Genomic DNA, 26952 nt, shown 5'->3' with positions numbered 1-26952 from the left:
GTCGTCATTTCACGCCGAGTACCATGACATATCCCATCTCCGAGATTCAGGGCCTGCCGGCCTTTGCTGCCAACAAATTGAAGGCGCAGGGAATCCGCACCACCGACGCGCTGCTGGAAGCCGCAAGCACCGCCAAGGGACGCAAGGCGCTCGCGGCCAGCACCGGCATCAGCGAGCAGCAGCTCCTCGAGTGGGCCAACGTCTCCGACTACATGCGGATTCCCGGCATGGGCCGGGCCAAGATCGGCCTGGTCCGCGCCGCCGGCGTGACCACCGTGCGCGAGCTCGCCTATCGGAATCCGGCAAGGCTGGCTCAGAGCATGCGCGAGGCCAACGACCGGAAGAAGCTCGTCCGCATTCTTCCTTCCGAGAAGTCGGTCGGCGACATCATCGCCAAGGCCAAGAAGCTGCCGCCGAAGATTACCTATTGATCGTAGCGCCGTCTTGATCCGACATCCCGCGCAACCGCGAAGCGGGTGTCGCTGGAGGTGCGATTGGCGCGATGCGATGCATCGCGCCGCCGGGAGCGTCGCACGATGCGCGGCCGCCGCTACATCTGCACGGAGAGAGCCGCGCGTCGTCCTTCGAGGCTCGCCGAAGAGGCTCGGACCTCCAGCGACAATGACTTCGTCATTGCGCGGGGCTGGCGCTACGGCGTGGCATCGGCTCAGCCGCCGATCCCGTCTTGACTCCCCCTCTCTGACCGCGCAAAGCCACCCGCATGAACGCCTCGCCCTCCCCATCCGTCCCGCCGGCCGGCTCGGCCGGGCCGGATGCGCTACGGACGCTCGTGGGCCGGCCTCTGCCGGTGCTGATGGGCGTGCTCAACGTGACGCCGGACTCCTTTTCCGATGGCGGCGATTTCGTCGCGCCGGATCAGGCTCTGGCGCGGGCGCGGGCAATGATCGAGGCCGGGGTCGACATCATCGATATCGGCGCCGAATCCACCCGCCCTTACAAAGGCGCCAAGCCGGTGACGGTAGCGGACGAGCTGGCCCGGCTGAAACCGGTGCTGGCTGAAATCGTGGCGCTCGGCGTGCCGGTTTCGATCGACAGCATGAAGGCGGAGGTTACAGCCTTCGCGCTCGACCAGGGTGTGGCCATCGCCAACGACGTCTGGGGGTTGCAGCGCGACACCGACATGGCGCCGCTGGTCGCAGCGCGAGGTGTGCCTGTCATCGTCATGCACAATCGCGACAGTGCGGACCCTGCGATCGACATCGTCGCCGACATGAAGGCGTTCTTCCTGCGCTCGCTCGATATCGCCGCCAAGGCCGGCATCGCGCGCGACAAGATCGTGCTGGATCCCGGCATCGGCTTCGGCAAGACCCCCGAGCAGAGCATGATCGCACTTGCACGGCTCCAGGAGCTGGACATGTTCGGCCTGCCGGTCCTGGTCGGCGCCTCGCGCAAGCGTTTCATCGCTTCGGTGTCGCCCTCGCAACCGAAGGAACGCCTCGCCGGCTCGATCGCCGCGCATCTGATCGCCGCGCAAAAGGGTGCTAGGATCATCCGGACCCATGACGTCGCCGAGACCTTGCAGGCCCTGCGGGTGGCGCACGCAATCGAGAGCAAGCAATGACCGATACGATCTTCGTCAGCGGCCTCTCGATCCATGCGCGCCATGGCGTGCTGGATCACGAAACCGAAGTCGGCCAGCGGTTTGTCATCGACCTCGAACTCTACACCGATCTGTCGGAGTCCTCGCGCAGCGACCGCCTCGCGGACACCGTTTCCTATGCCGATGTGGTGGCGACCACGACGGCGGCCTTCAAGAACACCAATTACAAGCTTCTCGAACGCGCGGCCGGCGCCGTCGCCGATGCGATCCTGTCGAACTTTCCGCGCATCCGCGCCGTGAAGATCACCGTGCACAAGCCGCATGCGCCGATCGCCGCGATCTTCGACGACGTCGGCGTCGTGCTGACGCGCTCGCGGCATCCCTGATATGGCAAGCGTGCTGATCGCACTGGGCGGCAATGTCGGCGATGTCCGCACGACCTTCGCCAAGGCGATCGCCCACATCTGCGGCATGGCGCAGGCAGCAGTGATCGCGCGCTCGTCGGATTACACGACGCCGCCCTGGGGCGATGAGGACCAGGATCCCTTCATCAATGCCTGTGTCGAGATCGAGACTGATCTCGATCCGCACGCGCTGTTGTTCGTGATGCAGAAGGTCGAGCAGAAATTCGGACGCACGCGGAGCAAGGCTCGGCGCTGGGGCCCGCGCACGCTCGATCTCGATATGATCGCCTATGACGATGTGTCGATGGCGAAGCCCGATCTGACCTTGCCGCATCCGCGGCTGTTCGAGCGCGCCTTCGTGCTGGTGCCGCTGGCCGAAATCGCGCCGGACCGCGTGATCTCAGGCATTCGTGTGCGTGACGGGCTCGCCAGCGTCTCGACGCAAGGCATTGAGCGGCTTTCGGATACCGGTTAACCAAAAACAACCGTTTGCAGGGGCGCTCCGCCGTGGCAATTTCGCCTGCGAATGTCGATACGTTTGGGAGCCCTTGGCCGTATGACCTCCGTGACCGACGATCTGCCGCTGGCGGCTGATTTTCCCAAGGCGACGCGCTGACGACTGGCGCAAGCTGGTCGACGGCGTGTTGAAGGGCGGGCCGTTCGAGAAGCTGGTCGGCAAGACCTATGACGGATTGAAGATCGATCCACTTTATCCCCGCGCCACGGACGTCGCGCCGGTGGTGGGACGGCCTGCAGCGGCGCCGTGGCAGATCGTCCAGCGGATCGATCATCCCGATGCAGGCATGGCCAATACGCAAGCGCTGACCGATCTCGAGAACGGTGCGACCGGGCTCGCGCTCGTGTTCGCCGGCGGCAGCGGCAGCCACGGTTTCGGCCTGGAACCGACGGCCGAGGCGATCGCGAAAGTCTTGAGGGACATTCACCTCGACGCCGGCATCGGCATCGAGCTCCAGGTCGGACCGCAATCGCGGATGGCCGCGATCCATATTGCGGAATATGTCAAGAGCACAGGCCTCGATCCCGCCGCCTGCAACATCCGCTTCGGACTCGATCCGCTCGCGGCCTGCGCAGTGTGGGGTCATAGCCCCTTCACCTGGGAGGAGATCACGCCCGCCGTCGCCGGCGCCATCAAGAGCCTTGCCGCGCTCGGCTTCAAAGGGCCGTTTGCCTCAGCCGACGGGCGCGTGATCCACGACGCCGGCGGCTCCGAGGTTCAGGAACTCGCCTTCGTGCTCGCCTGTGGCGTCGCTTATCTGCGTGTCATCGAAAGCGCGGGCATTCCGCTGGAGCAGGCGCAAGGCATGGTCTATGCGCGGCTGGCGGCCGACGCCGACCAGTTCCTGACCATGGCGAAGTTCCGCGCGCTGCGACTGCTCTGGGCACGCATCGAGGCCGCGTGTGGGCTCACGCCAAAACCGTTGTTCGTTGCGGCCGATACCGCCTGGCGCATGCTGACGCAGCGCGATCCCTATGTGAACATGCTGCGTGCAACGATCGCGACGTTTGCCGCAGGACTTGCCGGCGCCAATGCGGTCACCGTGCTGCCCCATACGCTGGCGCTTGGTCTGCCGGATCCGTTCGCGCGGCGCGTGTCGCGCGCAACACCCAGCTTCTGCTGCTCGAGGAAAGCAGCCTCGCCAAGGTCAGTGATCCCGCTGCCGGCGCGGGCGGCGTCGAGACACTGACTGCGCAGCTCTGCGACACCGCCTGGACGCTGTTCCAGGAGGCGGAGAAAGCCGGCGGCGCCTTCGCCGCGCTTCGGCAGGGGCTGTTCCAGGGCAAGGTCGCAGCCGCGCGAAACGCGCGCGACGCCAACATCGCCAAGCGCCGCGACGTGCTGACCGGCGCGAGCGAGTTTCCGAACCTGCATGAGAACGAGACGGCGGTGCTGAAGGCGACGCCGATCGCGCTCGCGCCTTACGGCGAGCCAAAATACAAGTTCGACGCACTTGCCCCGATCCGGCTGGCACAACCGTTCGAGGCCTTGCGCGATAAGTCCGACGCGGTCCTGAAGGCGCACGGCGCACGGCCGAGCGTGTTCCTGGCCACTCTCGGCACGCCTGCGGATTTCACCGCGCGCGCAACCTTTGCAAAAAGCTTCTTCGAGGCCGGCGGTATCCAGGCGATCGACAGCGAGGGTTTTGCCGATCCCGCCACGCTGGCTGCCGCCTTCAAGGCCTCCGGCGCCCCACTCGTCTGCCTTTGTTCCAGCGACAAGATCTATGCGGAACACGCCGAGGCCGCCGCCGGGGCCCTGCAAACCGCGGGGGCGCGACATATCTATCTGGCAGGCCGCCCCGCGGAAGCCGAGGCGGCCTTGCGTGCCGCCGGTGTCACCGGCTTCGTGTTTGCCGGCGGCGATGCGCTTGCCATGTTGCAGGACGCTTATTTGCGGATGGAGCAGGCATGACCGACGCGAGCAAACCCGTTCTCACCGGCGGCTGCCAATGCGGCGCAGTGCGCTTTGCGATCTCGGCCACGCCCAACCGGGTCTCGATCTGCCACTGTCGGATGTGCCAGAAAGCGAGCGGAGCGCCGTTCGCTTCTTTCGCCGACATCAACCGCACGGACTTCGTCTGGACAAAGGGAGAGCCGTCGTTCTTCCGCTCCTCCACGATCGCCGATCGCGGCTATTGCGCGGCTTGCGGCACGCCGCTGAGTTTTGGCCGCATCGACGGCGAGCGGATCGAGATCATGACCGGCGCTTTCGACCGGCCGGATCGCCTGGTGCCGACGCGTCAGTTCGGCACCGAGTCCCGCCTCGGCTGGGTGGTCGGCATCTCCAACCTGCCGAGCCAGACCACGCAGCAGAACTACGGGCCGGAGAAGATGGCGACCATCGTCAGCCACCAGCATCCGGACCATGATTGAGGATATGGTTGAAGCGATGAGCCGCATTCCTGATTTCGCTGATGTCGCGTTCGAGCGGACCGCAACCGTTGCGCCGTCGGGCAGCGCCGAGCCGTGGCTGACGCCCGAGGGCATTCTGGTAAAGCCTGTCTATGGCGAGGCTGATCTCGCCGGGCTCGATTTCCTCGAGACCTATCCGGGCATCGCGCCGTTCCTGCGCGGTCCTTACCCGACGATGTATGTCAACCAGCCCTGGACGGTCAGGCAATATGCCGGCTTCTCGACGGCGGAGGACTCCAACGCGTTTTATCGCCGCAACCTGGCTGCCGGTCAGAAGGGCCTCTCGGTCGCCTTCGATCTCGCCACGCATCGCGGCTATGACTCAGATCATCCGCGCGTCGGCGGCGACGTCGGCATGGCCGGCGTCGCCATCGATTCCATCTACGACATGCGCACGCTGTTTGCGGGCATTCCGCTCGACCAGATGAGCGTGTCCATGACCATGAACGGCGCGGTGCTGCCGATCCTCGCGCTGTACGTTGCCGCCGCCGAGGAACAGGGCGTGCCGCCGGAGAAGCTGTCGGGCACCATTCAGAACGACATTCTGAAGGAGTTCATGGTGCGCAACACGTACATTTATCCGCCCGCGCCCTCGATGCGGATCATCTCGGACATTTTTGCGTACACCTCGCAAAAGATGCCGAAGTACAATTCGATCTCGATCTCCGGCTATCACATGCAGGAGGCCGGCGCAACGCAGGACCTCGAGCTCGCCTATACGCTTGCCGACGGCGTCGAATATCTGCGCGCCGGGCTTGCCGCAGGGCTCGACGTCGACCGCTTTGCGCCGCGGCTGTCGTTCTTCTGGGCGATCGGCATGAACTTCTTCATGGAGGTGGCCAAGCTGCGCGCCGCACGGCTGCTCTGGGCGAAGCTCTTGAAGCCGTTCAACCCGAAAGACCCCCGCTCACTGTCGCTGCGCACGCATTCCCAGACCTCGGGCTGGTCGCTGACCGCCCAGGACGTGTTCAACAACGTGATGCGCACGACCGTTGAGGCGATGGCGGCCACGCAAGGCCACACCCAGTCGCTGCACACCAACGCGCTCGACGAAGCGCTGGCGCTGCCGACCGACTTCTCCGCGCGCATCGCCCGCAACACCCAGCTGTTCCTGCAGCAGGAGAGCGGCACCACCCGCATCATCGATCCCTGGGGCGGCTCGTATTACGTCGAGCGGCTGACGTGCGATCTTGCGGCCAAGGCCTGGAGCCACATCCAGGAGGTTGAGGAACTCGGCGGCATGGCAAAGGCCATTGAGGCCGGCGTGCCGAAGCTGCGCATCGAGGAGGCCTCGGCGAAGACCCAGGCGCGCATCGATGCCGGCAAGCAGGCGGTGATCGGCGTCAACAAGTACAAGCCTACGGATGAGGCGCCGATCGAGATCCTCAAGGTCGACAACACCAATGTGCGGCGCTTGCAGATCGACAAGCTGACGCGGCTCAAATCCGAGCGCAACCAGAAGGACGTCGATGCCGCGCTCGCTGCCCTGACGCGCTCGGCCGGCGAAGGCAAGGGCAATCTGCTCGCGCTCGCGATCGACGCGGCGCGCGCCAAGGCAACCGTCGGCGAGATTTCGGACGCGATGGAGAAGGTGTTCGGCCGCCACCGCGCCGAGATCAAATCCATCACCGGCGTCTACAAGCGGGAGGCGTCCAGCATGGGCAACCAGGTCGAGAAGGTTCAGGCGCTGATCGATGCGTTCGAGGAAGCAGAGGGCCGCCGTCCGCGCATCCTCGTCGCCAAGATCGGCCAGGACGGCCACGACCGCGGCCAGAAGGTGATCGCGTCCGCCTTTGCCGATATCGGCTTCGACGTCGACATCGGGCCGCTGTTCGCCACCGCCGATGAGGCGGCGCGGCAAGCGGTCGAGAACGACGTCCACATCCTCGGCGTCTCCTCGCTCGCGGCTGCGCACCTCACGGCCGTGCCGGAATTGAAAGCCGCGCTCAAAAAGCAGGGCCGCGAGGACATCATGATCATCGTCGGCGGCGTGGTCCCGCCGCAGGATTACGACGCGCTCTACGCGGCCGGCGCCGAAGCGATCTTCCCGCCCGGCACCGTGATCGCTGATGCCGCCGAGGAGCTGATCCGCAAGCTGAATGCCCGGCTCGGGCACAGCGAGGCGGCGGAGTAATTCCGCCGCCTTCAGGCTCCCAGCATCAAACCAGCAGGCGTGCTGTCGCGACAATCATCACGTCCTGGTGTGCGCGCTGCGCGTTCTGCGCTGGTTCATCTTGCGATCGTTGCGCTCAAGCAAACGTCCGTGCGCCTCGACGACGTTCGGATAGAGAGTTGATGGATACTGACGTGACGTATCATTGTGCAAACAGGCGAGCAGGGTTTTTCCCGCGCTCTGTCGCGATTCTTTCAGCTATCGCGACCATCGCGCTGGCCTCCCCCTCCCTCGCGGCCGACGCCAAGCCTGACGCACTCGTCAAGAACAGGAACATCGAAGCCCGCGTCTTCCTCGACGACAAGATCAAGGCGGATGCCGCGCTCGCTGCCGATTGCCTGGCCGAAGGCAAGAAGTGGCTCGACAAGAACGCAGCCGACGCTGCCGCCTCGCGCAAGCAGGATCCGCAATTCTTCACGGCAGGTGGCTGGGATTTCGAGCGCAAATATTCGATCCGCTCCGTCGTTGCCGATCGCTATGTCAGCGTGCTGCGCGACGACTACATGGATACCCATGGCGCTCATCCCAACTCGGACGTGAACACGATTCTTTGGGACAAGTCCGAGAGCAAGCGGATCTCGATCCGGCCGTTCTTCGCCGAGACTGCAGACAACGGCCCAACCCTGAAGGCGATGGCAAAGGCCATCATCGCCTCACTGAAAATCGAGAAGAAGAAGCGCGACGGCAGCGACACCGCGACCACTGAATGGTTCAAGGGCGTCGAACCGAGCCTGTCCAAGATCGGCGCGGTGACGCTCGCGCCCTCGACCGAACCGGACAAGAGCTCCGGTCTTACGTTTCACTACCCGCCCTATGCCGTCGGCCCCTATGCCGAGGGGCAATATGTCGCGTTCGTTCCGTGGGAGACTTTGAAGCCCTATCTCGCGCCGGAAGGCGCACGCATTTTCGGCGGAGCGCGGCCCAAAGCCGACGCTGACGAGCAACACTAGGGAAACCATTGCTTACCGCGCCGCGGGACGGCCGCTTGCGACATCAGCGCAAAACTGCGTAGCTTATTGCATTGACACGAGCCCGATTCCCGAGGGCGCCGCCGGAACTATTGATGCCAGGAATCACCCGCCGCGTTTTTGCGGCTTCTTCGGTGGCTGCCGCCACGTCCGCTGTTCTCCCGCGTGCACGCGCACAATCCTATCCGGCGCGGCCGGTGAGCCTGATCGTGCCCTGGGGCGCGGGTGGCGGCTCGGACGCGACGGCGCGCATGATCGCGACGCTGCTGGAGAAGGAACTCGGCCAGCCGTTCAACGTCGTCAACCGCATCGGCGGGTCCGGCGTCATCGGCCACGCCGAGATCGCAACCGCACCGCCCGATGGCTACACGATCGGCATGCTGACCGTGGAAATCGCGATGCTGCATTGGCAGGCCGCGACGCATCTGACACCGCGGAATTTTGAACCGCTGGCGATGATGAATGAAGATCCGCCAGGCATCCAGGTGTCCACCTCCTCGCCATACAAGACGGCGAAGGAGCTCATGGAGGCCATGAGACTGGCGCCGCAGGGACGCTTCAAGGCGTCAGGAACCGGACAAGGCGGCATCTGGCATCTTGCGCTGGTCGGCTGGATGCAGGCGATGGGACTGCCGGCCAACCAGGTCGCGTGGTCGCCGTCGAATGGCGCGGCAGCGGCGATGCAGGATCTCGTCACGGGCAGCCTCGATCTCACCACTTGCTCGGTGCCGGAGGCGCGCGCGACGATCGATGCCGGACAGGCGCGGAGCCTCGCGATCATGGCGCCGGCGCGCAATCCGATCTTCCCCGACGTGCCGACGCTGAAGGAGGCGCTGGGCGTTGACTACTCCACCAGTTCATGGCGCGGCATCGGCGGACCCAGGGGCTTGCCTCCCGACATCGCCACCAGCCTGACCGCAGCCTTGAAGAAGGTATACGACTCCGCCGCATTCAAGGACTTCATGACCGGACGCGGTTTCGGCGCCGTCTGGCGCGATGCCGGCCAGTTCGCGACCTTCATGGACCAGGCGGATCGCCGGATGGGACGGGCCATGAAGGCGGCCGGCTTTGCCAAAGCCTGATTTACCAGGTCTGGGGGCCCTCGCCCGCCCGCTTCCGCCGTTGTAAAGCAGGGCATGGCTGAGAAGAAGACGTCGCTTGATATCACCGCCCTCGCCCGCGACTTGCGCGCCGGCCATCGTGCGGCGCTGGCGCGCGCCATCACGCTGGTGGAGAGCCGGCGCGGCGATCACCAGGCGCAGGCGCGCGAGCTGGTGCAGATGCTGCTGCCCGATACCGGCAAGGCATTTCGCGTCGGCATCACGGGTTCGCCCGGTGTCGGCAAATCCACCACCATCGATGTGCTCGGGAGCTACCTGATCGAACGGGGCAACAAGGTTGCGGTGCTTGCGGTCGATCCCTCCTCGGCACGCAGCGGCGGCTCGATCCTCGGCGACAAGACGCGGATGGCGCGACTCGCGGCGTCCCGCGATGCCTTCATCCGCCCCTCGCCGTCATCAGGCACCCTCGGCGGTGTCGCGGCCAAGACGCGCGAGGCGATGCTTCTGTGCGAAGCGGCCGGCTTCGACGTCGTGCTGGTGGAAACCGTCGGCATCGGCCAGTCCGAGACCGCGGTCTGCGACATGACTGATTTCTTCCTGGCCCTGATGCTGCCGGGCGGCGGCGACGAGTTGCAAGGCATCAAGAAGGGCCTTGTCGAGCTCGCCGACATGATCGCGATCAACAAGGCCGACGGCGACAACGTCAAGCGCGCCAACATCACGGCCGCGGATTACCGCGGCGCGCTGCATATTCTGAGCCCCCGATCCGCGCATTGGCATCCCCCTGTCGAGACGTATTCGGCGCTGACCGGCGACGGCATCGCAAAGCTCTGGCAGAAGGTTCTGGATCACCGCACCGCGATGAATGCCTCCGGCGAGTTCGCCGCGCGCCGGCGCGACCAGCAGGTGAAATGGATGTGGTCGATGCTGGAAAGCCGCATGCTGTCGCGGTTGCGGAGCGAGGCGTCGGTGCGCACCAGGGTCAAAAAGATCGAGGCGGAAGTCGCCGACGGCCATCTCACCCCGGCGCTCGCCGCCGAGCGGATTCTGGAGTTGCTGCAATGAGCGAAAAACTCCGCCTTCTCCTCACCGGCTTCGGGCCGTTTCCGGGCGCGCCGCACAATCCGACCCGGCCCCTGGTGACGCGGCTGGCGCAACTGCGCCGTCCCGCGCTCGATGACGTCGAGATTTTCAGCCATATCTTTCCGGTGACCTACGCCGCAGTCGACCGCCAATTGCCTGATGTGCTGGCGCAGGTGAAGCCGGATGCGCTGTTGATGTTCGGCCTCGCCGCACGCACGCCTTACCTGCGCATCGAGAGCCGCGCGCGTAACGCCGTCACCATGCTGTGGCCCGATGCCGCCAACACGCGGTCGAGCAAGCGCGGCATCGCTGGTCATGCCGACGCCATGACGTTCGGTCCGCATACGGCAAGGCTGCTGCGCGCCGCGCGCCTCACCGGCATCGATGCGCGGCCCTCGCGCGATGCCGGCGCCTATCTTTGCAATTACCTGAGCTGGCGCGCGATCGAGAATGTGAAGGCAGGCGGCCCGAGGCTGGCGGCATTCATCCACATTCCGCTGCTTGCCCGCAGCGGCGCAGTGCGGCGCAAGGGCGCGCCCCGGATCACGCTCGAGGAACTGGTGGATGCCGGCGAAGCGATGTTGATGGAGATGGTGCACTTGGCCCGCAAGGAACGCACATTCGGTTGCGTAAACATTTAACCCTACCACGAACAATCCTCACGGCCTCCTCCGCCCTGCGCTACCTAACTCTCGCGGACATCCCGCGTCCGCCGAAGGACGCATCATGGACCTCAGCCGCCGCCATCTCATTGGAGCTTCGACCGCCGGCGTGGCCGGCGCGCTCGCGATGCCGGTCGACGCCGCGCGCGCCGCGCCGCTGACGTCGTTGCTCGGCCGCGATGCCACCCAATACGGCGTGCGCCCCGGCAGCAGCGAGGACCAGACCCGCGCGCTCCAGCGGGCCATCGACGAAGCCTCGCGCGGACGGATGCCTCTTGCTCTGCCTCCCGGTGTCTATCGCACTGGCCTGTTGCGGCTGCCTGATGGAGCGCAACTGATCGGCGTGCGCGGCGCGACGAAACTCGTCTTCACCGGGGGAGCATCTGCGATACAGAGCGACGGCGCTGACGCGATCGGCCTCACTGGCATTACCTTCGAAGGAGCCGGCATTCCACTGCCGACCCGGCGCGGGCTGATCCATGTCCTGGGCGGCCGCGATGTCCGTATCACCGATTGCGAGATCACCGGCTCCGGCGGCAGCGGCATCTGGCTCGAGCAGGTGTCGGGCGAAATCGCCGGCAACATCTTCACCGACATCGCGGTGACTGCCGTGGTCTCGTTCGACGCAAAGGGTCTCAGCGTCTCCCGCAACACCATCGCCGGCACCAACGACAACGGCATCGAAATCCTGCGCACCGCAATCGGCGACGACGGCACTCTCGTCGCCGACAATCGCATCGAGGACATCAAGGCAGGCCCCGGCGGCTCCGGCCAGTATGGCAACGCCATCAACGCCTTTCGCGCGGCCAACGTCATCGTGCGCGGCAACCGCATCAGGAATTGCGACTACTCCGCGGTGCGCGGCAACTCGGCTTCGAACATCCACATATCAGGCAACAGCGTCAGCGACGTGCGCGAGGTCGCGCTCTATTCCGAGTTTTCGTTCGAGGCAGCAGTGATCGCCAACAACACGGTCGATGGCGCGGCCGTCGGCATCTCCGTCTGCAATTTCAACGAAGGCGGCCGCATCGCGGTGGTCCAGGGCAACATCATCCGCAATTTGATCCCGAAGCGGCCGATCGGCACGGCGCCGGATGACGATGCCGGCATCGGCATTTACGTCGAGGCCGACACGTCGGTCACAGGCAATGTGATCGAGAATGCGCCGTCCTACGGCATCGTCGCAGGCTGGGGCCAATATCTGCGCGACGTCGCGATCACGGGCAATGTGATCCGCAAGGCGCTCGCCGGCATCGGCGTCTCCGTCGCGCCGGGCGCCGGCGCCGCGCTCGTCAACAACAACATGATCTCGGAAACCCCACGCGGCGCCGTCGTCGGCCTGGACCACGCGCGTGCCGTGACCTCGGACCTGTCGGCGGACGGCGCGCAGCGTTTTACGCAGGTGATGATCGGCGGCAACGCGGTGCGGCAGTAGCGCCGCGTTGGCAGTCGGGCCGTGCATCCTTCGAGGCTCTCCATGGGACGCGTTGCGTCCCATGCTTCGCACCTCAGGATGCCGGAATGGAGAAGAGCGCGGCGGTCTCTGGAACGTTGAGCCTAGAACGCATTGCGCAGCAGCGGGTACTTTGCCTCGATGCCATCGAGACTGAAGGTGAATTCGACGACGCGTTCGGGGGCGGCGACGATGTTGTCAGCGGGGGGCGCGAAGGTCTGCAGGAACGCGACGATCGACTCCGCCGGCGCAGTCGGCGCCATTCGAGCTGGCGGCGCCATCGGGACGAGCGGTGCGATGGGCGCCTCGACGACATCTGCGAGCACGCCCGGCGTCGGCTCGAGCGTGACCGACACGGTGGTCTCGGGCGCGATGTGCACGGCCTTTGGCTGCACGGTCTGAGCCTGCTCGCGCGGAAGCACGCGCGGCATGGTCGCCGGCGACCAGCCGAATGCGGAGGTCACGCTCGCGGCAGCCGCGGCGACGTCCCCGCCACTCGCAAGCGCGCGCCAGGTCTGGACCGCACGCTTGGCTTCCTGAATGTTTTCAAGGAATGCGAGCTCGGAATGATAGCGGCGCCAGCGTCCGGTCTCGAACATTTCGGAGAGATGCTCCAGCCGCTGTTCGGCAAGAACGCACCAGCGTGCCGCAAGGTCGCGGTCAACAGCCGTGCTTTGGCGATGTGTCATAAACCAGCCCGTCAGGAGAAAATACGGACGCGACGCAACGCACACGAATCAATTTAGACGCGACGTGAATATTTTGTGGAAAAGTTTTGACTTGTCCAGCAACGCCACGGCTCTCGTCACGAAATACCGTAGTCGTGCGGAGTTCTCAGGGGTTTGCGAGTCAAGCTTCGAACAAGCATAGCGGGCTTGCCGCGTCCCGCGCCGGCCTTGCGACGACGACCGCAGCTGCGGCCTCAACCGCAGGCTGATCAGACCTGGCGCTTGCACATCGCGCTTCAAGACATCGGATGGGACCAAAAGAAAAGACCCGTCCGGGGGGACAACCGGACGGGTCGAGCCATATGGGCGCTTGGGGTGGATGGGCGCTCGCGCCTGATATGACTGATGGGGAGGGATGACCGCTCCCACATAATTTGGTCGTGGCAGCACGCTGAACGTTCAATGCGGCGTTCGATTTTTCGACCCTGGGCCGACGCGCAATGTTGTTGCGGCCGTTACTGCGCTGGCGGCCTATCCGCCTGAAAAATCGTGGATTTATCGCCGGAATTCGACAGCGAGGGCCGCTGCTCGAGGGCGCGGATGCCGGGGTCCTCGCGACGCTTCTCGGCATCTTCACGTTTAGTTGTAGCGGACGCGGCGGCGACCGGCGTCGTGCCGTCGACCGGAATGGCCATCACCGCAGCAAACGCATCGGGCTCGCCGTCGCCATAGAGATCATCACGCCCGGGTGAACCGAGGTCGCGCGCGGTCTTGGCCAGCGTCATGCGCAGCGCTTCCGGCTTGAGCCAGTAGTTGCGCTCGAGCAGCAATGCCGCGACGCCGGAGACGTAGGCGGCCGAGAAGGAGGTACCCGAAGTGATCTGATATTTGCCGTCGGGCGCCGGCAGGAAGATGTCGACGCCCGGCGCGGCCAGCGCGACGTAGTTGCCGCGGTTCGACGCGGTGAACAACTTGTCCTGCCGATCGGTTGCGCTCACTGCGATCACGTTGGGATTGGCCGCGGGATAGAGCGGCGGCGATTTGGCGCCGGCATTGCCGGCCGCCGCGATCAGCACGAGGCCGCGCTCGGCACTCGCCGCGATCGCGCGCTCGATGACCGCGTCCTTGGGACCGGCAAAGCTCATATTGACGATCTGGGCGCCGTGCTCCGCGGCATAATTGAGCGACCGCAGGATGATGTAGGACGAGCTCTCGGCACCGCCGATAGTGCCGCCGAACGCCCTGATGGCGATGATGCGCGCTTCCGGCGCGCTGCCCATCAGCTTGGCATGGGCCACGATCGCACCGGCAATGCCGGTGCCATGGATATGGGCGCCCTCGCCACTGCCGAGCGCGTCGAAGACGTCGGCAATGGAATTGGCGAGCTCGGGATGTTTTGCGTCGATCCCGGAATCGATCACTGCAACCGTCACGTTGGCGCCGTGCACCAGCGTGTGCGCCTGCGGCAGCCGCAGCTTCGAGAGCGCGTATTGCGCCGGATCGCCTTCGGTCGGCACCGCCGGCTTCTCGTCCTGCAGCAAATAGCGGAAGTTCGGCTGCAGCGAGCGTACGCTGCCATCGGCGGCGAACTCGCGGCGCGCCGTCTCGTACGGCCTGCCGTCGCTGATGCGAAACAGGCCGACCGTAGCCCCGATCAGCGGGAAATTCTCCGAAGAGATGCGGATCAAGCCGTGGCGTCGCGCAAGCTCGTCGGCTTCGGTCGGCGACAGCGCGCCATCGATCTCGGCCACGAATTCATTGGCGAAATTGCGCGAGGTCATGGCAACCGGCGTCGCGTTGCCACGTCCCTTGCGGGCGCTCTTTTTGACCGACTTGCCGGAGCCGTCGCCGCCGCCATTCGGCTGGCCGAGGCACTCGCCATCGGCATCGCGAGAGGCGTTAGAGCAGGCCGGATAGAGATTTGGCGAGTAGCGCGCGTAGGGCAGCACGGGGTTGACGGAATTCGGGGCGATCCGCGCGATGCTATGAACCGTGGGCGTCACGTGCGGCGTCACATGCGGACCGTGATCGCCTCCCGCGACACGCGCCGCGACGCCCGGTGAGATCGTGGGCGTACGCGTGGGAATGCTGATCGTCGGCGTGCGCATGATCGCCTGGGCGTGGGCGACGTCGAGACCGGGACAGGCAAGCAGGAGCGCGGCCCCGAGCGACGAAGCATAGGCCCCGGTTCGCAACAGGCTCTGGGACTTGCGCGTCATCGCTGCAGGGGCGGCCTTAAGGCGCCGCGACGGCGAGGTTGACGAACTTCTCGCGCTGCATTCTGGCGAGCAACGCAGTGAGCTCGTCCTGGCTCATCGCCTTGTCGAACTGGAGGCGGAACATGCCGCCTTTGGCATCGCCGATGATCGAGGCCTGGTAATTGTCGAGCAGCGCGGTGATGTCGGCGACGCGCGCCTCCGGCGTGAAGCGCACCAGCGCCCGCGAAGGTGTAGCCGCCCCGAGCTCGCGCATGACCGGCGCACCGGTCGAGAGCGAAGCAGTCTGGAAGGTCGCGGGCTGGGTCTGCATCAAGACGGCGCCGATGATGCCGGCCTGGAGCAGCAGCGCGATCGCGCCAAGGGTCGCGGACCAGGCCAGCGTGCGCGGCGACAGGCTCGCGAAGAACGTGGCGATACGCGCCGGGAGCGGCAACGAACGGGTCGCCCGCGCGGGCTCAGCGTCGATTGCGGCGAACAGCTTCTGCATCGCGCGCGCCGACGGAGCACCCAGGCTCTCATTCAGGTGGATGGTCTCTTCGTATTCGCCGCGGATCGCCGCATATTGCTTTGCGAGCTCCGGATCGCCGGCAAGCGCTTCCTCGACGCGTCGGGTGTCGCGCGGGTTCAGCGTTCCGGCGGCGTACCACGGCAGCAGCAACTCGATCTCCCCGGGCTCTCGCTCCAGCATCTTCTTGCTCAAAGCCATCATGGCCAGCCTCGCTCAATGCCGGCTGCCTGCAGCAGTTCGGCCAATTTCTTGCGCGCATAGAAGAGGCGCGTCTTTACCGTGTTCTCCGGGATGCCGACGATCTCGGCCACCTCTTCCACCGATTTCTCGTGGTAATAGACGAGGTCGACGATTTCCCGATGGTCCGGCGAGAGGCCCGTCAGACACTCCCGCAACGCTTCACTGGTATCTTTCTTCTGAACCGCCGTTTCTGGATTGTCGGATGAATCCTCGATCGCATTGGCGGCCTCGTCGTCCAATTCAAGATCCTTTCGGCGACGAAGCGCAGAGAGGGCCTTGAATCGGGTGATTGCCAGCAGCCAGGTGGAAACGGCGGATCGGCCCTCGAATTTGCCGGCTTGACGCCAGACATCCAGAAAAACCTCACTGATGAGGTCTTCCGCCGTCTGCTCGTCCCGCACGAGCCTCAGCCCGAACCTGTAAACCCTGACATGGTGCCGCCCGTACAGCACCTGCATGGCGAGCCGGTCACCCTGGGCGATCCTGGCGATCAGGACCTCGTCCGTAGCCGCCTGTGTCACGCTCAAAGCCCGTCTCGCAAGATTGGTCGGGTCGAGGCGGGGGACGGTTCGACGGGAGGCGCGAAATTCTCCAACCTATCCAAGTCATGCCGGGAACTGTGTGATCTACCGCACATGCGCGCGATTTTCTCGTCGTACCGGAGGCGGTCGGTGTTGGGGCTCGAGGACGGTAACATAATACGGAAATACTCTGTTGCGGACTTACCGTGGCCGACGCGGACGGCTCGATGCGCCGATGCGTCACGGCCATGTGAACCATATGTCGCGCGGCGCCGTATTTGGTCCGGCGATATCGCCTGGGGATCCTAATGACCGCCGAATCCCGTGCTGCCACAACACCCTTCTCCGCGCGGCGCCCCCGGGATTCGGTGCAAAAGGATACCAAACCTAAAGGCTTGCCACGTAGATTTTTTAGGCTGACATCCACCCTTTGGCGAGGACCATGAGCACGGCCGCGACGTCCTTTCCGGAGAGGAGTGCCGCAGAGGTCGCGGATATCGTCCTCGCGCCCGAGGCGGCCGCACCCGCAGTGCTGGCGCGCCGGGCCCGCCAGCGCCGCCAGATGTATATCGGCCAGGCCGTGAGCTATTCGCTCGGCGCCGCCGTGCTGCTGCTCTATGCCTATGACGGCGCCATCCACATCAACGTTCCATCGCTGTTCTGGGTCGGCGGCCTCCTGATCATCGGCATCTTCACCGTGATGTCGGAGGCCGGCGTCGGCGAGAAGCGCGACGACCATTATCTCACGGTCTTCCAGATCTCGGCGCACATGGCGCTGCAATTCATTTTCCTGGTGTCGGTGCCGACGATCGGGATCGCCTTCATCAGCGTGCTGTTCCTGATCTTCGCCTTCGGCACGCTGCGCATGACCCCGGCCCAGGCGATGCTGACATGGGCAATCGCGACGGTCGCGCTTGCGGCCGTGTTCCTCGGCTCCGATCTGCCGATCGGCATGCCGGTTGCGACCCGGCTCGAACGGATCGCGTCGATGCTGTGCTTCGTGCTGGTGATCGGCCAGTGCGCCTTCCTCGGCCTGTTCGGCGCCACGCTCCGCAAGATCCTGTATCGGCGCAGCATCGAGCTGAAGGCGGCCTATCGGCGCATCGAGGAGCTCGCCGAGCTCGACGAGCTGACCGGCTCCTACAACCGCCGCAGCATCATGCGGCTTCTCGATGCAGAGATCGAGAAGTCGCGGCAGGCCGCCGCGCCATGCGCCATCGCGCTGATCGATCTCGACTGGTTCAAGCGCATCAACGACGCCCACGGCCATCCCATCGGCGACGAGGTGCTGCGGACCTTCGCCATCACCATGTTCGCCAACATCCGCCCCGGCGACCGTTTCGGTCGTTATGGCGGCGAGGAGTTTCTGCTCCTGCTGCCGGGCACCGAGAGCAACGCCGCATCGCACATGCTCGACCGGCTGCGCGGCATCGTCGCCGATCTCGACTGGAGCGCATTCTCGCCCGGCATGCGCGTGACGATTTCCGCCGGCGTCGTGACGCTGCGCGACAATGATACTGCCGACACATTTCTCGCGCGCGCCGACAGCGCGCTCTATTCCGCCAAGGCTCAGGGGCGCAACCGCATTGCCACGAGCTGACCAATCCATTTTTTGCCGGCGGGCATGAACGCGCCGGACCGAACGCTCCAGGACAGGGCCATGACATCCAAATCCGTCAAATCATCAGAAAACATCCTCGACGAATTGCAGTCGGCGCTCGCGCACGGCACCGTAGCCCGACGGGTCGAGACGCTGCGCCGGGTCACCGATCTCTTCCTCAACAACGTGGCGGATTATACCGAGGACCATGTCCGGGTGTTCGACGACGTCTTCCAATGCCTGATCGAGCAGATCGAGACCTCGGCGAGGGCGCTGCTCGCCGACCGCCTCGCCCCGGTCGCAGCCGCGCCGCCGCAGATCATCCGTACGCTTGCGCTCGACGACGTCATCGAGGTCGCAGGTCCCGTGCTGTCGAAATCAGAGCGGCTGGACGAAACGACCCTGATCGATATCGCGCGCCGCAAGAGCCAGGCCCACCTCAAGGCGATCTCGCTGCGGCGAGTGCTGTCCGAAGCACTGACCGACGTGCTGGTGACGCGCGGCAACCAAGACGTGGTGCAGTCGACGGTCAATAATCCGGGCGCGCGGCTCTCCGAGGGCAGCCTGACCGATCTCGTCACCCGCGCCGAGCGCGACGACGACCTTGCCGCCTGCATCGGCCTGCGGCCCGACCTGCCGCGGCATCATTATCTGAAACTGGTCGCCAAGGCGTCGCTGAGCGTCCGCAGGAAGCTGGAGGCCGCCCATCCTGGACTCGCGGACGAAGTCTCCAGCGTGGTCCAGGAGGCCGCGCAGCGGGTCCGCGCCGCCGCCATGACCAAGCAGACCGAGATGGCACGCGCGCTGGTTAAATCGCTCCATGACGACGGCCGTTTGACCGAAATCCAGGTCGCGACCTTCGCCGAGCAGGGCAAGTTCGACGAGGCCAATGCCGGGCTCGCGGCGCTCGCCGACGTTCCGGTCGAGACCGCCGAGAACATGATGATCGAGAGTCAGGTCGAGGGTCTGATGATCCTCGCCAAGGTCGCCGGCATGCAATGGGCGAGCGTTCGCGCGATCATCGCCATGCGCGAAAAACTCTCGGGCGGGCCGAAGGCCGACATGCTGACGCTGCGCGACACCTATGAGGGCCTGCGCAGCTCCACTGCCCAGCAGGTGCTGCGCTTCCACCGCATGCAGGGCACGACGTCGGCGGCCTAATACCGCAAGACCTTCGACCCGACTACCGCGCCGATCGCGGTCACCAGCGCGGTCGCGATGGTGTACCAGGTCGCGACGAACAGCGGCGAGTCGTCCGTGCAATGCGAGGCGTAAAGGGTGGCGGCGAGCCCGGCCGACAACAGGCCGGCCAGCGCGCCGGCCAGCGCAGGCCGGGACGGCGCGCCGTGGCGCAGGCCGAACAACGCGCCCGCCAGCAAGGGCAGCGACATTGCGGGAATCGCCGACAGGCACGCCCGCGAGTTCTTGCCGACGAGACGCATCGCCATCGGCATGGCCGGCGCCATCATCGCCTCGCTGCCGATCGCGACTGCAAGCAATCCCACAGGCAGCAGCAGGAGCCAGCCCCAGCCGCGCATCAAGGCTTCCGGCCGCGACAGATGCAGGCTGATGATGATCGCGGGGATCGCGAGCGACAGCGTGACCGCGAACTTCATGTCGAAGAACGGGTTGTGCATGGCGCTCATCACGTCCGAGCGCACGCCGAGGAACGTCGCGAAGATCAGGATCGACAAGGGCGCCGCGACCAGCAGTCCCGTGGTCAGCAAGGCGCCCACGCGCGGGGCGCGGCGGGCGTTGTCGGCCGCGAGCGTGCGAATGAGTTGATCGGTGTCCATGCCTAGCGGTCCCGTAGTTTGGCGGTCAGGGCCGCAAGCCCCCGATGCAGCGCGACCCGCACCGCACCTTCGCTCATCGCAAATTTCGCCGCCGTGTCCTTGATCGAGGCGCTGTCGACCGCGATCGACTGCAACACGTCGCGCTGGCGCTGCGGCAGCGTGTTGAGCTGCGTGGTGATCTCCCCCGTCGAGGCCGTCTCCTGTGGCGCTTCGCCGGGCAGCGTCTCGGCGAAATCGTCGATGTTGACGAAGATGCGCCGACCGCGGCGCCTGAGCGCATCGATCAGCTTGTTGCGCGCGATCGCGAACAGCCAGGGCGCGAAGGGCGCTTCGCTGTCCCAGGTGTGCCGCTTCAGATGCACCGCCAACAAAATCTCCTGCACGATATCCTCAGCCTGGTCAGGGGGCTGCCCGGCCCGGGCCAGGCCGCGCCTCGCGGCGGCGCGCAGCACCGGCGTGACCGCCTTCAACAGCCGATGATACGCCGCATCATCGCCTGCCATGGCCGACCGCATCAGGCCGGTCCATTCGTCCTCACGTCCGCGCACGCGCGCCCCTCATCATTGCAATTCGGCCGCTTTTTCAATTTGTTACGCCCCGGCTCGCACGATCACGAAGTCGTGATCATAGCCGGATCCTGCCCCGAAGCAGCCGCAGAAGCTGCGTCAGGGCTCATAACACCGATCGAAGCCTCCCGCATCCGGCAGGCCGCCGCGGCCGGCCGGTTTGCCCCGGATTTGCCCGGTGTGGCCCGAAGATTCCCATATTTTGCCCCGCTGTCGTCATGCAGCGGGGTCTCTGTTCGGTACCGGGACGGGCGAATTGGGGAGATCGTCAACATGATGAAAGCCAGCGGGCGCGCGGCATGGATCGTTTTGGCCGGACTATTGCTGCTGTTCGGAGCGGCAGTGCAGGCCGCGCCGAGTTCTGCCACAGGCTCAAAGCCGGAAGAGGCGAGCAAACAGACCGATGCGGCCAAGCCAAGCAAGCACCGGCACCACGCCTCTCGCCGCCACACCGACAGCAAGACGGCGCAGAAATCCGACGACAAGACCAACAACGCGGACGCGACGCCCCCTGCGGACGAGGCCAAGACAGACAAACAGGCAGACAACAAGGCCGCCAACGACGCCCCGCCGTCGAACCAGATGCCGCCGGAAGTTGCCAATGCCAACGCGCAGGTCGCCGCGGCCGACACGACGCCTGCGGCCGCGGCGTCGGCGATGACTGGCCGCGCCAACGACGATATGCAGGCGGCGGCCGATAGTCCCGCTGCGGCTGGCGCCGAGAACCAGGTCGTGGCCGCCGATCAGCTCAACGACCTCGACCGAGCCCTGCAACAGGACAACCCGGGGGCGCAAAAGACGGTGATCGCAGCAACCGACGCACAGCCGCGCCCGGCGCCAGTGATGGCGAGCAGCCAGCCGAGCTCGGCCTGGGATCAGAGCTCCCTGATCGGCAAGATCTTCATTGGCGTCGGCACGCTGCTGACGCTGGCCTCCGCCGCGCGCATGTTCATGGCCTGAGTCCTCGGGACGCGCTCACCTCGCGCGTTCCAGCCCCTTGAAGGCATCCGCGCCAGCGGGCACATTGCCCGCCCAATCAAACGCGTGGGTGGAGCATGAGCACGTTCGAACACATCATCGTCGAAAGCCAGGGCGCGGTCGGCCTCATCAAGCTGAACCGGCCGAAGATGCTCAACGCGCTCTCCTTCGGCGTCTTTCGCGAGATTGCCGCGGCCGTCGACGATCTCGAAGCCGATGACGCGATCGGCTGCATCGTCGTGACCGGCAGCGAAAAGGCCTTTGCCGCCGGTGCCGACATCAAGGAGATGCAGCCGAAGAGCTTCATCGACATGTTCTCCGAGGATTTCGCCGCGATCGGCGGCGACCGCATCGCGCGCTGCCGGAAGCCGACCATCGCGGCGGTCGCGGGCTACGCGCTCGGCGGCGGCTGCGAACTCGCCATGATGTGTGATTTCATCATCGCCGCCGATACCGCCAAGTTCGGCCAGCCCGAGATCACGCTCGGTACCATCCCCGGCATCGGCGGCACCCAGCGCCTGACCCGCGCGATCGGCAAATCCAAGGCGATGGATCTCTGCCTCACCGGTCGCATGATGGATGCGGCGGAAGCCGAGCGCTCGGGCCTCGTCAGCCGCATCGTACCCGCCGACAGGCTGATGGACGAAACCATGGCGGCCGCGGAGAAGATCGCGGCGATGTCACGGCGCCGCGGTGGCGATGGCCAAGGAAGCAGTCAACCGCGCCTTCGAGACCACGCTGGCCGAAGGCATGAGCGTGGAGCGCAATCTATTCCACGCGACCTTCGCGCTGGAAGACCGCTCCGAGGGCATGGCCGCGTTCATCGAGAAGCGCAAGCCGGTGAACAAGAACCGATAGCTCCGTCGTCGCGCCGAAGGCCGGGACGACACCGAGATCAGGCGCGGCTCTGCTCGAGGGCCGCGCTGACCAGCGCGCGATAGAAGCGCTCCGGCCAGGTTTTGGGGCGATCGAGGCCGAGGCGTGCGAGACAGGCCTGATCGGCCGTATCAGGCTTTCGCATCACCCCCAGCCACAGCAGGCTCGCCAGCGCACGCGATGAATGTTGCGCGTTTTGCAATATCTCCAGCGCCGGAATGAGGCGCTGCTCCACCTCGGTGAAATCAGAGCCGAACGGAAACGACGGCAGCAGCCCGGCCTCGCGTGCGGGCTTGAGCGCTGCCGCGATCCGCTCAGGATGATTTTCGCGCCGGACCGCAGGGATCTCGTAGCCCCGCGGCAATTTGCCGGCGTCCTTAGCCATCCGCACCAACTCGTCCTGGAAGCGCGAGTCAGCAATCCCCAGCATGGCCGCGATCACGTCGGCGTCCGATTTTCCCCTGAGATCGGCAACGCCGTACTCGGTGACGAAGACGTCGCGCAGATGCCGCGGAATCGTCTCGTGTCCGTAATGCCAGAGGATATTGGATTGCGGCGCGCCGCCGGTCTGCCGGGTCGCTTCGAAGGTCAGGACCGATCGCGCCCCACGAAGCGCAAAGGCCTGCGCCACGAAATTGTACTGGCCGCCGACACCGCTCACGACCTGCCCGTCGTCAAGTCCGTCCGACACAGCCGCGCCCAGGAGCGTCGCCATCATGGTGACATTGATGAAGCGTGCATCGACGCGGGCGCGCCGCTTCTCATCCTCCGCGCCGTAGATCTCGTTCGTGAACGACACAGGCATCATCCGGATCCCCGCGATCCGGTCCGGCGGCATCTCGCGCAGCGCGCGATAGAACGATTTGGGGCCGAGAAAGAAGGCGCCGTGCAACACCACGCCGTCGATGGCGCGCTTGAGAATGCCGGCGTCGATCAGGCCGATGAACGCCTCCGTGACCATCTCGCTGACGCCGTAAAGGCCGGCCTCGAAAGCACCGGCTTCCTGCGCGACGGCTGGTCGCGTTGGAGACAACCGAGCGACAATCTCGCGAAACGCCGTGCTGTTGCGATGGCGCAGGATCAGGCCCTGCGCCACCGCATCGCCGACCTGCCCGATGCCGATCTGCAACGTGCCGCCGTCACGCACGAGGGCCGCCGCGTTGAGGCCAACGGCATATTTGGTATCCGAGATCGGCGCCGAGGGCGGCGCGAACAGCGGAAAGTCGGTCGCTGCGCTGTCCAGCACGGCGCTGAACTCGTCGGCCGCGAGATCGCCCTCGCCCGGCATGAACGGCAGTTCGGAATTCACCTGCGCGATCAGCTTGAACGCCGCGCGTCCGGCACGGCGCTCGCGCAGCACATCCAGCGTCGTGTCGGTGTTGCAGGACAGGCTGTAGCGCGGCACGCCGTCGATGATGCGCTTGGCCACCAACTGTGTCACCACGTTCATCCCGCGCGCCAGCAGATAGCCCGCCGCATGGGTATAATTGGCCGAGATGTAGTTCTGCTGCGCGATCGGCACGTGCAGCCAGCGCCCGGCGAGAAAGAAGAATTCGACGACGTTGATATTGGGCGGCAGCCGATTTTCGCGCAGCGCATCGGCATAGGCCAGATCGGGATACGAGCCGAACAGGCGGTCGATCACGGGCATGATGAACCGCTGTTCGATCAGGGCCTTCGGCCTTGGTTTCTCCAGTGTCAGCGCCGACAGCAATGTCAGCTTGATGTCAGAGTCGGCGCAGGCTCGCGCATAGAGCGCGTTGACCACATGATTGGCCTTGCCGAGGCCAAGCGGCAGTCCGACCACCAGATCGGTTCCGACGTCGCGAATGATCTCCTCGGCGAGCGCATCGGGATCGGAGAAGAACGTCGGCGTCATCCGTGGCGTCCGGACCGCATGACAGGCACCTGACAGAATTGGACTGTGGGACCCTATAGCGCATTTGGGCTGGGTTGGGTGTGTGACGCACCTGCAACAAGCACGGAATACATGGAGGTTTTCCCCGCGGCAGTTTGCCTGCGGGACCGCCGCTGGGTAAACAGTTAAGAGAGCCGCCGTCGGCGGGGGCGGACAGCCGGGGTTTTGCAGGATTACATGATTGGGCGTGCCGCCAGAGCTGGTCGCGTGATGACGCGGCATCGATCGGGCGTGGGTCCTGTCCTGGCGGCATGGACGACATTGGCGCTCTGCTGCCTGCCCGCGACGGCCCGTGCGGAGGCCCTGCCGGAAGCGCTGGTCAAGGCCTACCAGACCAATCCACAGCTCAATGCCGAGCGCGCAAGGCAGCGCGCCACCGACGAGAACGTGCCCCAGGCGCTGGCCGGTTATCGGCCGCAGATCGTGGCTAGCCTCAGCGCCGGCCTGCAGGCGGTGCGCAACCTGCTTCCTGACAACACCATCCAGACAGCAACTCTGAAGCCCTGGACCATCGGGGTCACGGTGTCGCAGACGCTGTTCAACGGCTTCCGGACCGCCAACAGCGTGCGGGTTGCCGAACTCCAGGTGCAGTCCGGCCGCGAAGCCCTGCGCAATGTCGGTCAGGGCGTGCTGCTCGACGCGGTGACCGCCTACACCAACGTGTTGGCGAACCAGTCGCTGGTTGAAGCGCAACGCTCCAACGTCGCCTTCCTGCGCGAGACGCTGTCCATCACCCAGCGCCGCCTCAACGCCGGCGACGTCACCCCGACCGATACCGCGCAGGCCGAGGCCCGCCTCAATCGAGGCCTTTCCGATCTGAACGCCGCCGAGGTCGCGCTCGCGGTGAGCCAGGCGACTTATTCGCAGGTGATCGGCAATGCGCCCTCCGCACTTCGGCCCGCCGAGGTTGTCGATCGCTATCTGCCGAAGAGCCGCGAGGATTCGATCGCGATGGCGATCCACGAACATCCGGCGGTGATGGCGGCTAGCTTCGACGTCGACGTCGCCTCGACCAACATCCGCGTGGCCGAAGGCGCGCTGCTGCCCAGCGCCAGCCTCCAGGGCAGCGTCAGCCGCAGCCGCGACAGCGACCAGACGCTCGGCACCTTCGGCACCGACCAGGCCTCGATCGTCGCCAACGTCACCGCGCCCATCTATGACGGTGGCCAGGCCGCTTCACAGACGCGACAGGCCAAGGAGGTGACGGCGCAGAGCCGCCTGGTGCTCGACCAGGTGCGCAACCAGGCGCGCACCGCGGCTGTCAGCGCATGGGTCGCCAATGAGGGCGCCAAGATCGCGGTGTCCGCCTCGGAGTCCGAGGTGAAGGCCGCAACGGTTGCGCTCCAGGGCGTGCAGCGCGAGGCCGCCGGTGGACAGCGTACCACGGTGGACGTGCTGAACTCGCAGGCTGACCTGATCCAGGCCAAGGCTCGCCTGATCGGCGCACTGCGCGACCGCGTCATCGCCTCCTACACGCTGCTCAGCGCCGTCGGCCATCTCGACGTCAAGACGCTGAGCCTGAACACGCCGGACTATTTGCCCGAGGTGCACTACCATCAGGTCCGCGACGCCTGGCACGGCCTGCGCACGCCGTCGGGGCAGTAATTTCGAATCCTCGGGTCGAGCGAGGAGACTTCGTCGAATGGGCCTGCCACTACGAAGCCGGTGATCGCGAGGGCCGCAGTCTCGCAAAACATGAGGCCTGGCTTACGGGTCTGCCCCGTCCGGTCGTCCGCGTCGACGGTTCGCGGCCGGTTGCGGAGTTGGTCGAGCAGCTATGCAGTGACGTGGCGGGACGGCCAGGCTGATATGCTATCTTTCGGCGCCTGTCGCAACGCCGGAGCAGCCATGACCGACAAGATCTACGCGCGAGCCGCGCAACCCGCGACGCCGGTCGATTTCGACATGCCTGCGCATGCCTGCGATTGCCATACGCACATCCATGGCGATGTCGAACAGTTTCCGTTCTTCGCGGGGCGCGTCTATACGCCGGGACCTGCGAGTCCGGAAGAGATGGCGGCGCTGCACAAGGCGCTGCATATCGAGCGCGTGGTGATCGTCACGCCGAGCGTCTACGGAACCGACAATTCCGCCAGCCTGTTCGGCATCAAGGCCCGCGGCGCCACCGCGCGCGGCGTGGCCGTGATCGACGACAACACCACGGAAGCCCAGCTCGACGCGATGCATGCGGACGGCTTTCGCGGCATCCGCATCAATCTGGCGACCGACGGCATCAACAATCCCGATGTCGGCCGCGCCCGCTTCACCGCTGCGGTCGAGCGCATGACGGCCCGCGGCTGGCATGTGCAGCTGTACACCACGCCGGCGATGATCTCGGCGATCAAGGATCTCGTGCTGGCCTCACCGGTGCACGCTGTGTTCGACCACTTTGGTTGGGCTCGAGGCTGCGCACGGACTCGCGCAGCCCGGCTTTGCCGACCTCATCGCGCTCGTCAAATCCGGCAAGGCCTATGTGAAGATCTCCGGCGCCTATCGCTCCTCACATCTCGCGCCCGACTATCAGGACATGGCGCCGTATGCGCGCGCATTGATCGCTGCGAATCCGGACCGCATCGTCTGGGGCACCGACTGGCCGCATCCGGATTCGGCGCAGGTCGAAGGCCGCAAGGCCACGGACATCGCGCCGTTCCACCAGATCGACGACGGCCGCCTGCTCAACCAGCTTCCGGTGTGGGCACCGGATGCCGATGTGCGCAAGAAGATCCTGGTCGACAATCCGGCGCGGCTCTACGAATTTTGAGGGCG

At 65.6% G+C, this 26952-nt stretch carries 22 protein-coding genes and 3 pseudogenes; 18 read left to right on the top strand and 7 right to left on the bottom strand.

The genetic code is table 11. From position 1 onward, the window contains the following. Positions 1–23 precede the first annotated feature (23 nt). From ACVW16_RS29920 to ACVW16_RS29865, 12 genes and pseudogenes are all read left to right on the top strand, one after another. On the top strand, positions 24–431 hold the full coding sequence (locus ACVW16_RS29920; RefSeq protein WP_456702600.1) for a DUF4332 domain-containing protein: 408 nt from the start codon (positions 24–26) through the stop codon (positions 429–431). Positions 432–721: 290 nt separating this feature from the next. Next, positions 722–1582, top strand: coding sequence for a dihydropteroate synthase (gene folP, locus ACVW16_RS29915; RefSeq protein ID WP_456702599.1), 861 nt, complete (start codon positions 722–724; stop codon positions 1580–1582). Beyond that, positions 1579–1947 (top strand): dihydroneopterin aldolase, encoded by a 369-nt coding sequence (gene folB / locus ACVW16_RS29910; protein ID WP_456702598.1) that lies wholly within the window; start codon positions 1579–1581, stop codon positions 1945–1947. Before folP ends, folB begins: the two co-directional genes overlap by 4 nt. A 1-nt stretch (position 1948) precedes the next feature. Beyond that, the gene (gene folK / locus ACVW16_RS29905) at positions 1949–2440 is read left to right on the top strand and encodes a 2-amino-4-hydroxy-6-hydroxymethyldihydropteridine diphosphokinase (protein ID WP_456702597.1); all 492 of its coding nucleotides are present in this window, start codon (positions 1949–1951) and stop codon (positions 2438–2440) included. An 81-nt stretch (positions 2441–2521) separates the two neighbouring features. After that, positions 2522–4396 (top strand): annotated as a pseudogene (locus tag ACVW16_RS29900) (methylmalonyl-CoA mutase family protein). Continuing rightward, a complete protein-coding gene (locus ACVW16_RS29895) occupies positions 4393–4857 on the top strand; it encodes a GFA family protein (protein WP_456702595.1) in 465 nt (154 codons plus the stop codon). Before ACVW16_RS29900 ends, ACVW16_RS29895 begins: the two are co-directional and overlap by 4 nt. Positions 4858–4873: 16 nt before the next feature. Next, positions 4874–7030 carry a methylmalonyl-CoA mutase gene (scpA, locus tag ACVW16_RS29890; protein WP_456802536.1) on the top strand — a complete coding sequence of 719 codons (2157 nt, stop codon included), beginning with the start codon at positions 4874–4876 and terminating at the stop codon, positions 7028–7030. A 227-nt stretch (positions 7031–7257) separates the two neighbouring features. Further along, a complete protein-coding gene (locus ACVW16_RS29885) occupies positions 7258–8019 on the top strand; it encodes an RsiV family protein (protein ID WP_456770925.1) in 762 nt (253 codons plus the stop codon). 113 nt (positions 8020–8132) lie between these two features. Next, entirely contained in the window at positions 8133–9119 is a 987-nt protein-coding gene (locus ACVW16_RS29880) for a tripartite tricarboxylate transporter substrate binding protein (RefSeq protein ID WP_456734542.1), read from the top strand. 54 nt (positions 9120–9173) lie between these two features. Continuing rightward, entirely contained in the window at positions 9174–10163 is a 990-nt protein-coding gene (meaB, locus tag ACVW16_RS29875) for a methylmalonyl Co-A mutase-associated GTPase MeaB (protein WP_456702593.1), read from the top strand. Continuing rightward, on the top strand, positions 10160–10822 hold the full coding sequence (locus ACVW16_RS29870; protein WP_456702592.1) for a pyroglutamyl-peptidase I family protein: 663 nt from the start codon (positions 10160–10162) through the stop codon (positions 10820–10822). Before meaB ends, ACVW16_RS29870 begins: the two co-directional genes overlap by 4 nt. 85 nt (positions 10823–10907) lie before the next feature. Continuing rightward, positions 10908–12278 carry a TIGR03808 family TAT-translocated repetitive protein gene (locus ACVW16_RS29865; RefSeq protein ID WP_456734540.1) on the top strand — a complete coding sequence of 457 codons (1371 nt, stop codon included), beginning with the start codon at positions 10908–10910 and terminating at the stop codon, positions 12276–12278. A 122-nt stretch (positions 12279–12400) separates the two neighbouring features. On the opposite strand, the gene ACVW16_RS29860 is transcribed toward ACVW16_RS29865, so the two are convergent. The 4 genes from ACVW16_RS29860 to ACVW16_RS29845 form a co-directional block, all read right to left on the bottom strand. Next, positions 12401–12985 carry a TIGR03809 family protein gene (locus tag ACVW16_RS29860; RefSeq protein ID WP_456734539.1) on the bottom strand — a complete coding sequence of 195 codons (585 nt, stop codon included), beginning with the start codon at positions 12983–12985 and terminating at the stop codon, positions 12401–12403. A gap of 494 nt (positions 12986–13479) precedes the next feature. Continuing rightward, the gene (locus tag ACVW16_RS29855; protein WP_456734538.1) at positions 13480–15183 is read right to left on the bottom strand and encodes a S8 family serine peptidase; all 1704 of its coding nucleotides are present in this window, start codon (positions 15181–15183) and stop codon (positions 13480–13482) included. A gap of 16 nt (positions 15184–15199) precedes the next feature. Then, entirely contained in the window at positions 15200–15892 is a 693-nt protein-coding gene (locus ACVW16_RS29850) for a hypothetical protein (protein ID WP_456702588.1), read from the bottom strand. Next, positions 15889–16458: a sigma-70 family RNA polymerase sigma factor gene (locus ACVW16_RS29845; RefSeq protein ID WP_456702587.1), complete on the bottom strand. Its 570-nt coding sequence runs from the start codon at positions 16456–16458 to the stop codon at positions 15889–15891. The genes ACVW16_RS29850 and ACVW16_RS29845 overlap by 4 nt, the downstream gene beginning before the upstream one ends. Before the next feature lie 436 nt (positions 16459–16894). On the opposite strand from ACVW16_RS29845, the gene ACVW16_RS29840 reads away from it, so the two are divergent. Next, positions 16895–18052: a GGDEF domain-containing protein gene (locus ACVW16_RS29840; protein WP_456734537.1), complete on the top strand. Its 1158-nt coding sequence runs from the start codon at positions 16895–16897 to the stop codon at positions 18050–18052. A 60-nt stretch (positions 18053–18112) separates the two neighbouring features. Further along, positions 18113–19213 (top strand): DUF2336 domain-containing protein, encoded by a 1101-nt coding sequence (locus tag ACVW16_RS29835; RefSeq protein ID WP_456734536.1) that lies wholly within the window; start codon positions 18113–18115, stop codon positions 19211–19213. Here ACVW16_RS29835 and ACVW16_RS29830 read toward each other — a convergent pair. After that, positions 19210–19848, bottom strand: a complete 639-nt coding sequence (locus tag ACVW16_RS29830) for an NrsF family protein (RefSeq protein ID WP_456702584.1) — start codon at positions 19846–19848, stop codon at positions 19210–19212. The genes ACVW16_RS29835 and ACVW16_RS29830 overlap by 4 nt on opposite strands. Positions 19849–19850: 2 nt before the next feature. Continuing rightward, complete coding sequence (locus tag ACVW16_RS29825) at positions 19851–20396, bottom strand: sigma-70 family RNA polymerase sigma factor (RefSeq protein WP_456702583.1); 546 nt, start codon at positions 20394–20396, stop codon at positions 19851–19853. 291 nt (positions 20397–20687) lie between these two features. Between ACVW16_RS29825 and ACVW16_RS29820 the strand changes: the two genes are divergently transcribed. Both ACVW16_RS29820 and ACVW16_RS29815 read left to right on the top strand, forming a co-directional pair. After that, the gene (locus ACVW16_RS29820) at positions 20688–21374 is read left to right on the top strand and encodes a hypothetical protein (RefSeq protein ID WP_456734535.1); all 687 of its coding nucleotides are present in this window, start codon (positions 20688–20690) and stop codon (positions 21372–21374) included. Between the two features lie 95 nt (positions 21375–21469). Beyond that, a pseudogene (locus tag ACVW16_RS29815) lies at positions 21470–22250 on the top strand (enoyl-CoA hydratase). Between the two features lie 37 nt (positions 22251–22287). Here the strand turns inward: ACVW16_RS29815 and ACVW16_RS29810 are convergent. Beyond that, positions 22288–24147: an acetyl-CoA hydrolase/transferase C-terminal domain-containing protein gene (locus tag ACVW16_RS29810; protein WP_456734534.1), complete on the bottom strand. Its 1860-nt coding sequence runs from the start codon at positions 24145–24147 to the stop codon at positions 22288–22290. A 216-nt stretch (positions 24148–24363) separates the two neighbouring features. Between ACVW16_RS29810 and ACVW16_RS29805 the strand changes: the two genes are divergently transcribed. Together ACVW16_RS29805 and ACVW16_RS29800 are read left to right on the top strand one after the other, a co-directional pair. Further along, complete coding sequence (locus ACVW16_RS29805) at positions 24364–25791, top strand: TolC family outer membrane protein (RefSeq protein ID WP_456702580.1); 1428 nt, start codon at positions 24364–24366, stop codon at positions 25789–25791. Between the two features lie 204 nt (positions 25792–25995). Beyond that, a pseudogene (locus tag ACVW16_RS29800) lies at positions 25996–26947 on the top strand (amidohydrolase family protein). The last annotated feature ends 5 nt before the right edge of the window (positions 26948–26952 follow it).

This window comes from Bradyrhizobium sp. USDA 4474 (assembly GCF_054057515.1).
The sequence above is the reverse complement of the archived record's forward strand: the minus strand, read 5'-3'. Positions and strand labels throughout refer to the sequence as shown.

What these genes read in the sequence shown, in the direction of transcription:
- ACVW16_RS29920 (WP_456702600.1), top strand. Translation starts at nt 24, where the DNA reads ATGACATATCCCATCTCCGAGATTCAGGGCCTGCCGGCCTTTGCTGCC.
- folP (WP_456702599.1), top strand. Translation starts at nt 722, where the DNA reads ATGAACGCCTCGCCCTCCCCATCCGTCCCGCCGGCCGGCTCGGCCGGG.
- folB (WP_456702598.1), top strand. Translation starts at nt 1,579, where the DNA reads ATGACCGATACGATCTTCGTCAGCGGCCTCTCGATCCATGCGCGCCAT.
- folK (WP_456702597.1), top strand. Translation starts at nt 1,949, where the DNA reads ATGGCAAGCGTGCTGATCGCACTGGGCGGCAATGTCGGCGATGTCCGC.
- ACVW16_RS29895 (WP_456702595.1), top strand. Translation starts at nt 4,393, where the DNA reads ATGACCGACGCGAGCAAACCCGTTCTCACCGGCGGCTGCCAATGCGGC.
- scpA (WP_456802536.1), top strand. Translation starts at nt 4,874, where the DNA reads ATGAGCCGCATTCCTGATTTCGCTGATGTCGCGTTCGAGCGGACCGCA.
- ACVW16_RS29880 (WP_456734542.1), top strand. Translation starts at nt 8,133, where the DNA reads ATGCCAGGAATCACCCGCCGCGTTTTTGCGGCTTCTTCGGTGGCTGCC.
- meaB (WP_456702593.1), top strand. Translation starts at nt 9,174, where the DNA reads ATGGCTGAGAAGAAGACGTCGCTTGATATCACCGCCCTCGCCCGCGAC.
- ACVW16_RS29870 (WP_456702592.1), top strand. Translation starts at nt 10,160, where the DNA reads ATGAGCGAAAAACTCCGCCTTCTCCTCACCGGCTTCGGGCCGTTTCCG.
- ACVW16_RS29865 (WP_456734540.1), top strand. Translation starts at nt 10,908, where the DNA reads ATGGACCTCAGCCGCCGCCATCTCATTGGAGCTTCGACCGCCGGCGTG.
- ACVW16_RS29860 (WP_456734539.1), bottom strand. Translation starts at nt 12,985, where the DNA reads ATGACACATCGCCAAAGCACGGCTGTTGACCGCGACCTTGCGGCACGC.
- ACVW16_RS29855 (WP_456734538.1), bottom strand. Translation starts at nt 15,183, where the DNA reads ATGACGCGCAAGTCCCAGAGCCTGTTGCGAACCGGGGCCTATGCTTCG.
- ACVW16_RS29850 (WP_456702588.1), bottom strand. Translation starts at nt 15,892, where the DNA reads ATGATGGCTTTGAGCAAGAAGATGCTGGAGCGAGAGCCCGGGGAGATC.
- ACVW16_RS29840 (WP_456734537.1), top strand. Translation starts at nt 16,895, where the DNA reads ATGAGCACGGCCGCGACGTCCTTTCCGGAGAGGAGTGCCGCAGAGGTC.
- ACVW16_RS29835 (WP_456734536.1), top strand. Translation starts at nt 18,113, where the DNA reads ATGACATCCAAATCCGTCAAATCATCAGAAAACATCCTCGACGAATTG.
- ACVW16_RS29830 (WP_456702584.1), bottom strand. Translation starts at nt 19,848, where the DNA reads ATGGACACCGATCAACTCATTCGCACGCTCGCGGCCGACAACGCCCGC.
- ACVW16_RS29820 (WP_456734535.1), top strand. Translation starts at nt 20,688, where the DNA reads ATGATGAAAGCCAGCGGGCGCGCGGCATGGATCGTTTTGGCCGGACTA.
- ACVW16_RS29810 (WP_456734534.1), bottom strand. Translation starts at nt 24,147, where the DNA reads ATGACGCCGACGTTCTTCTCCGATCCCGATGCGCTCGCCGAGGAGATC.
- ACVW16_RS29805 (WP_456702580.1), top strand. Translation starts at nt 24,364, where the DNA reads ATGATTGGGCGTGCCGCCAGAGCTGGTCGCGTGATGACGCGGCATCGA.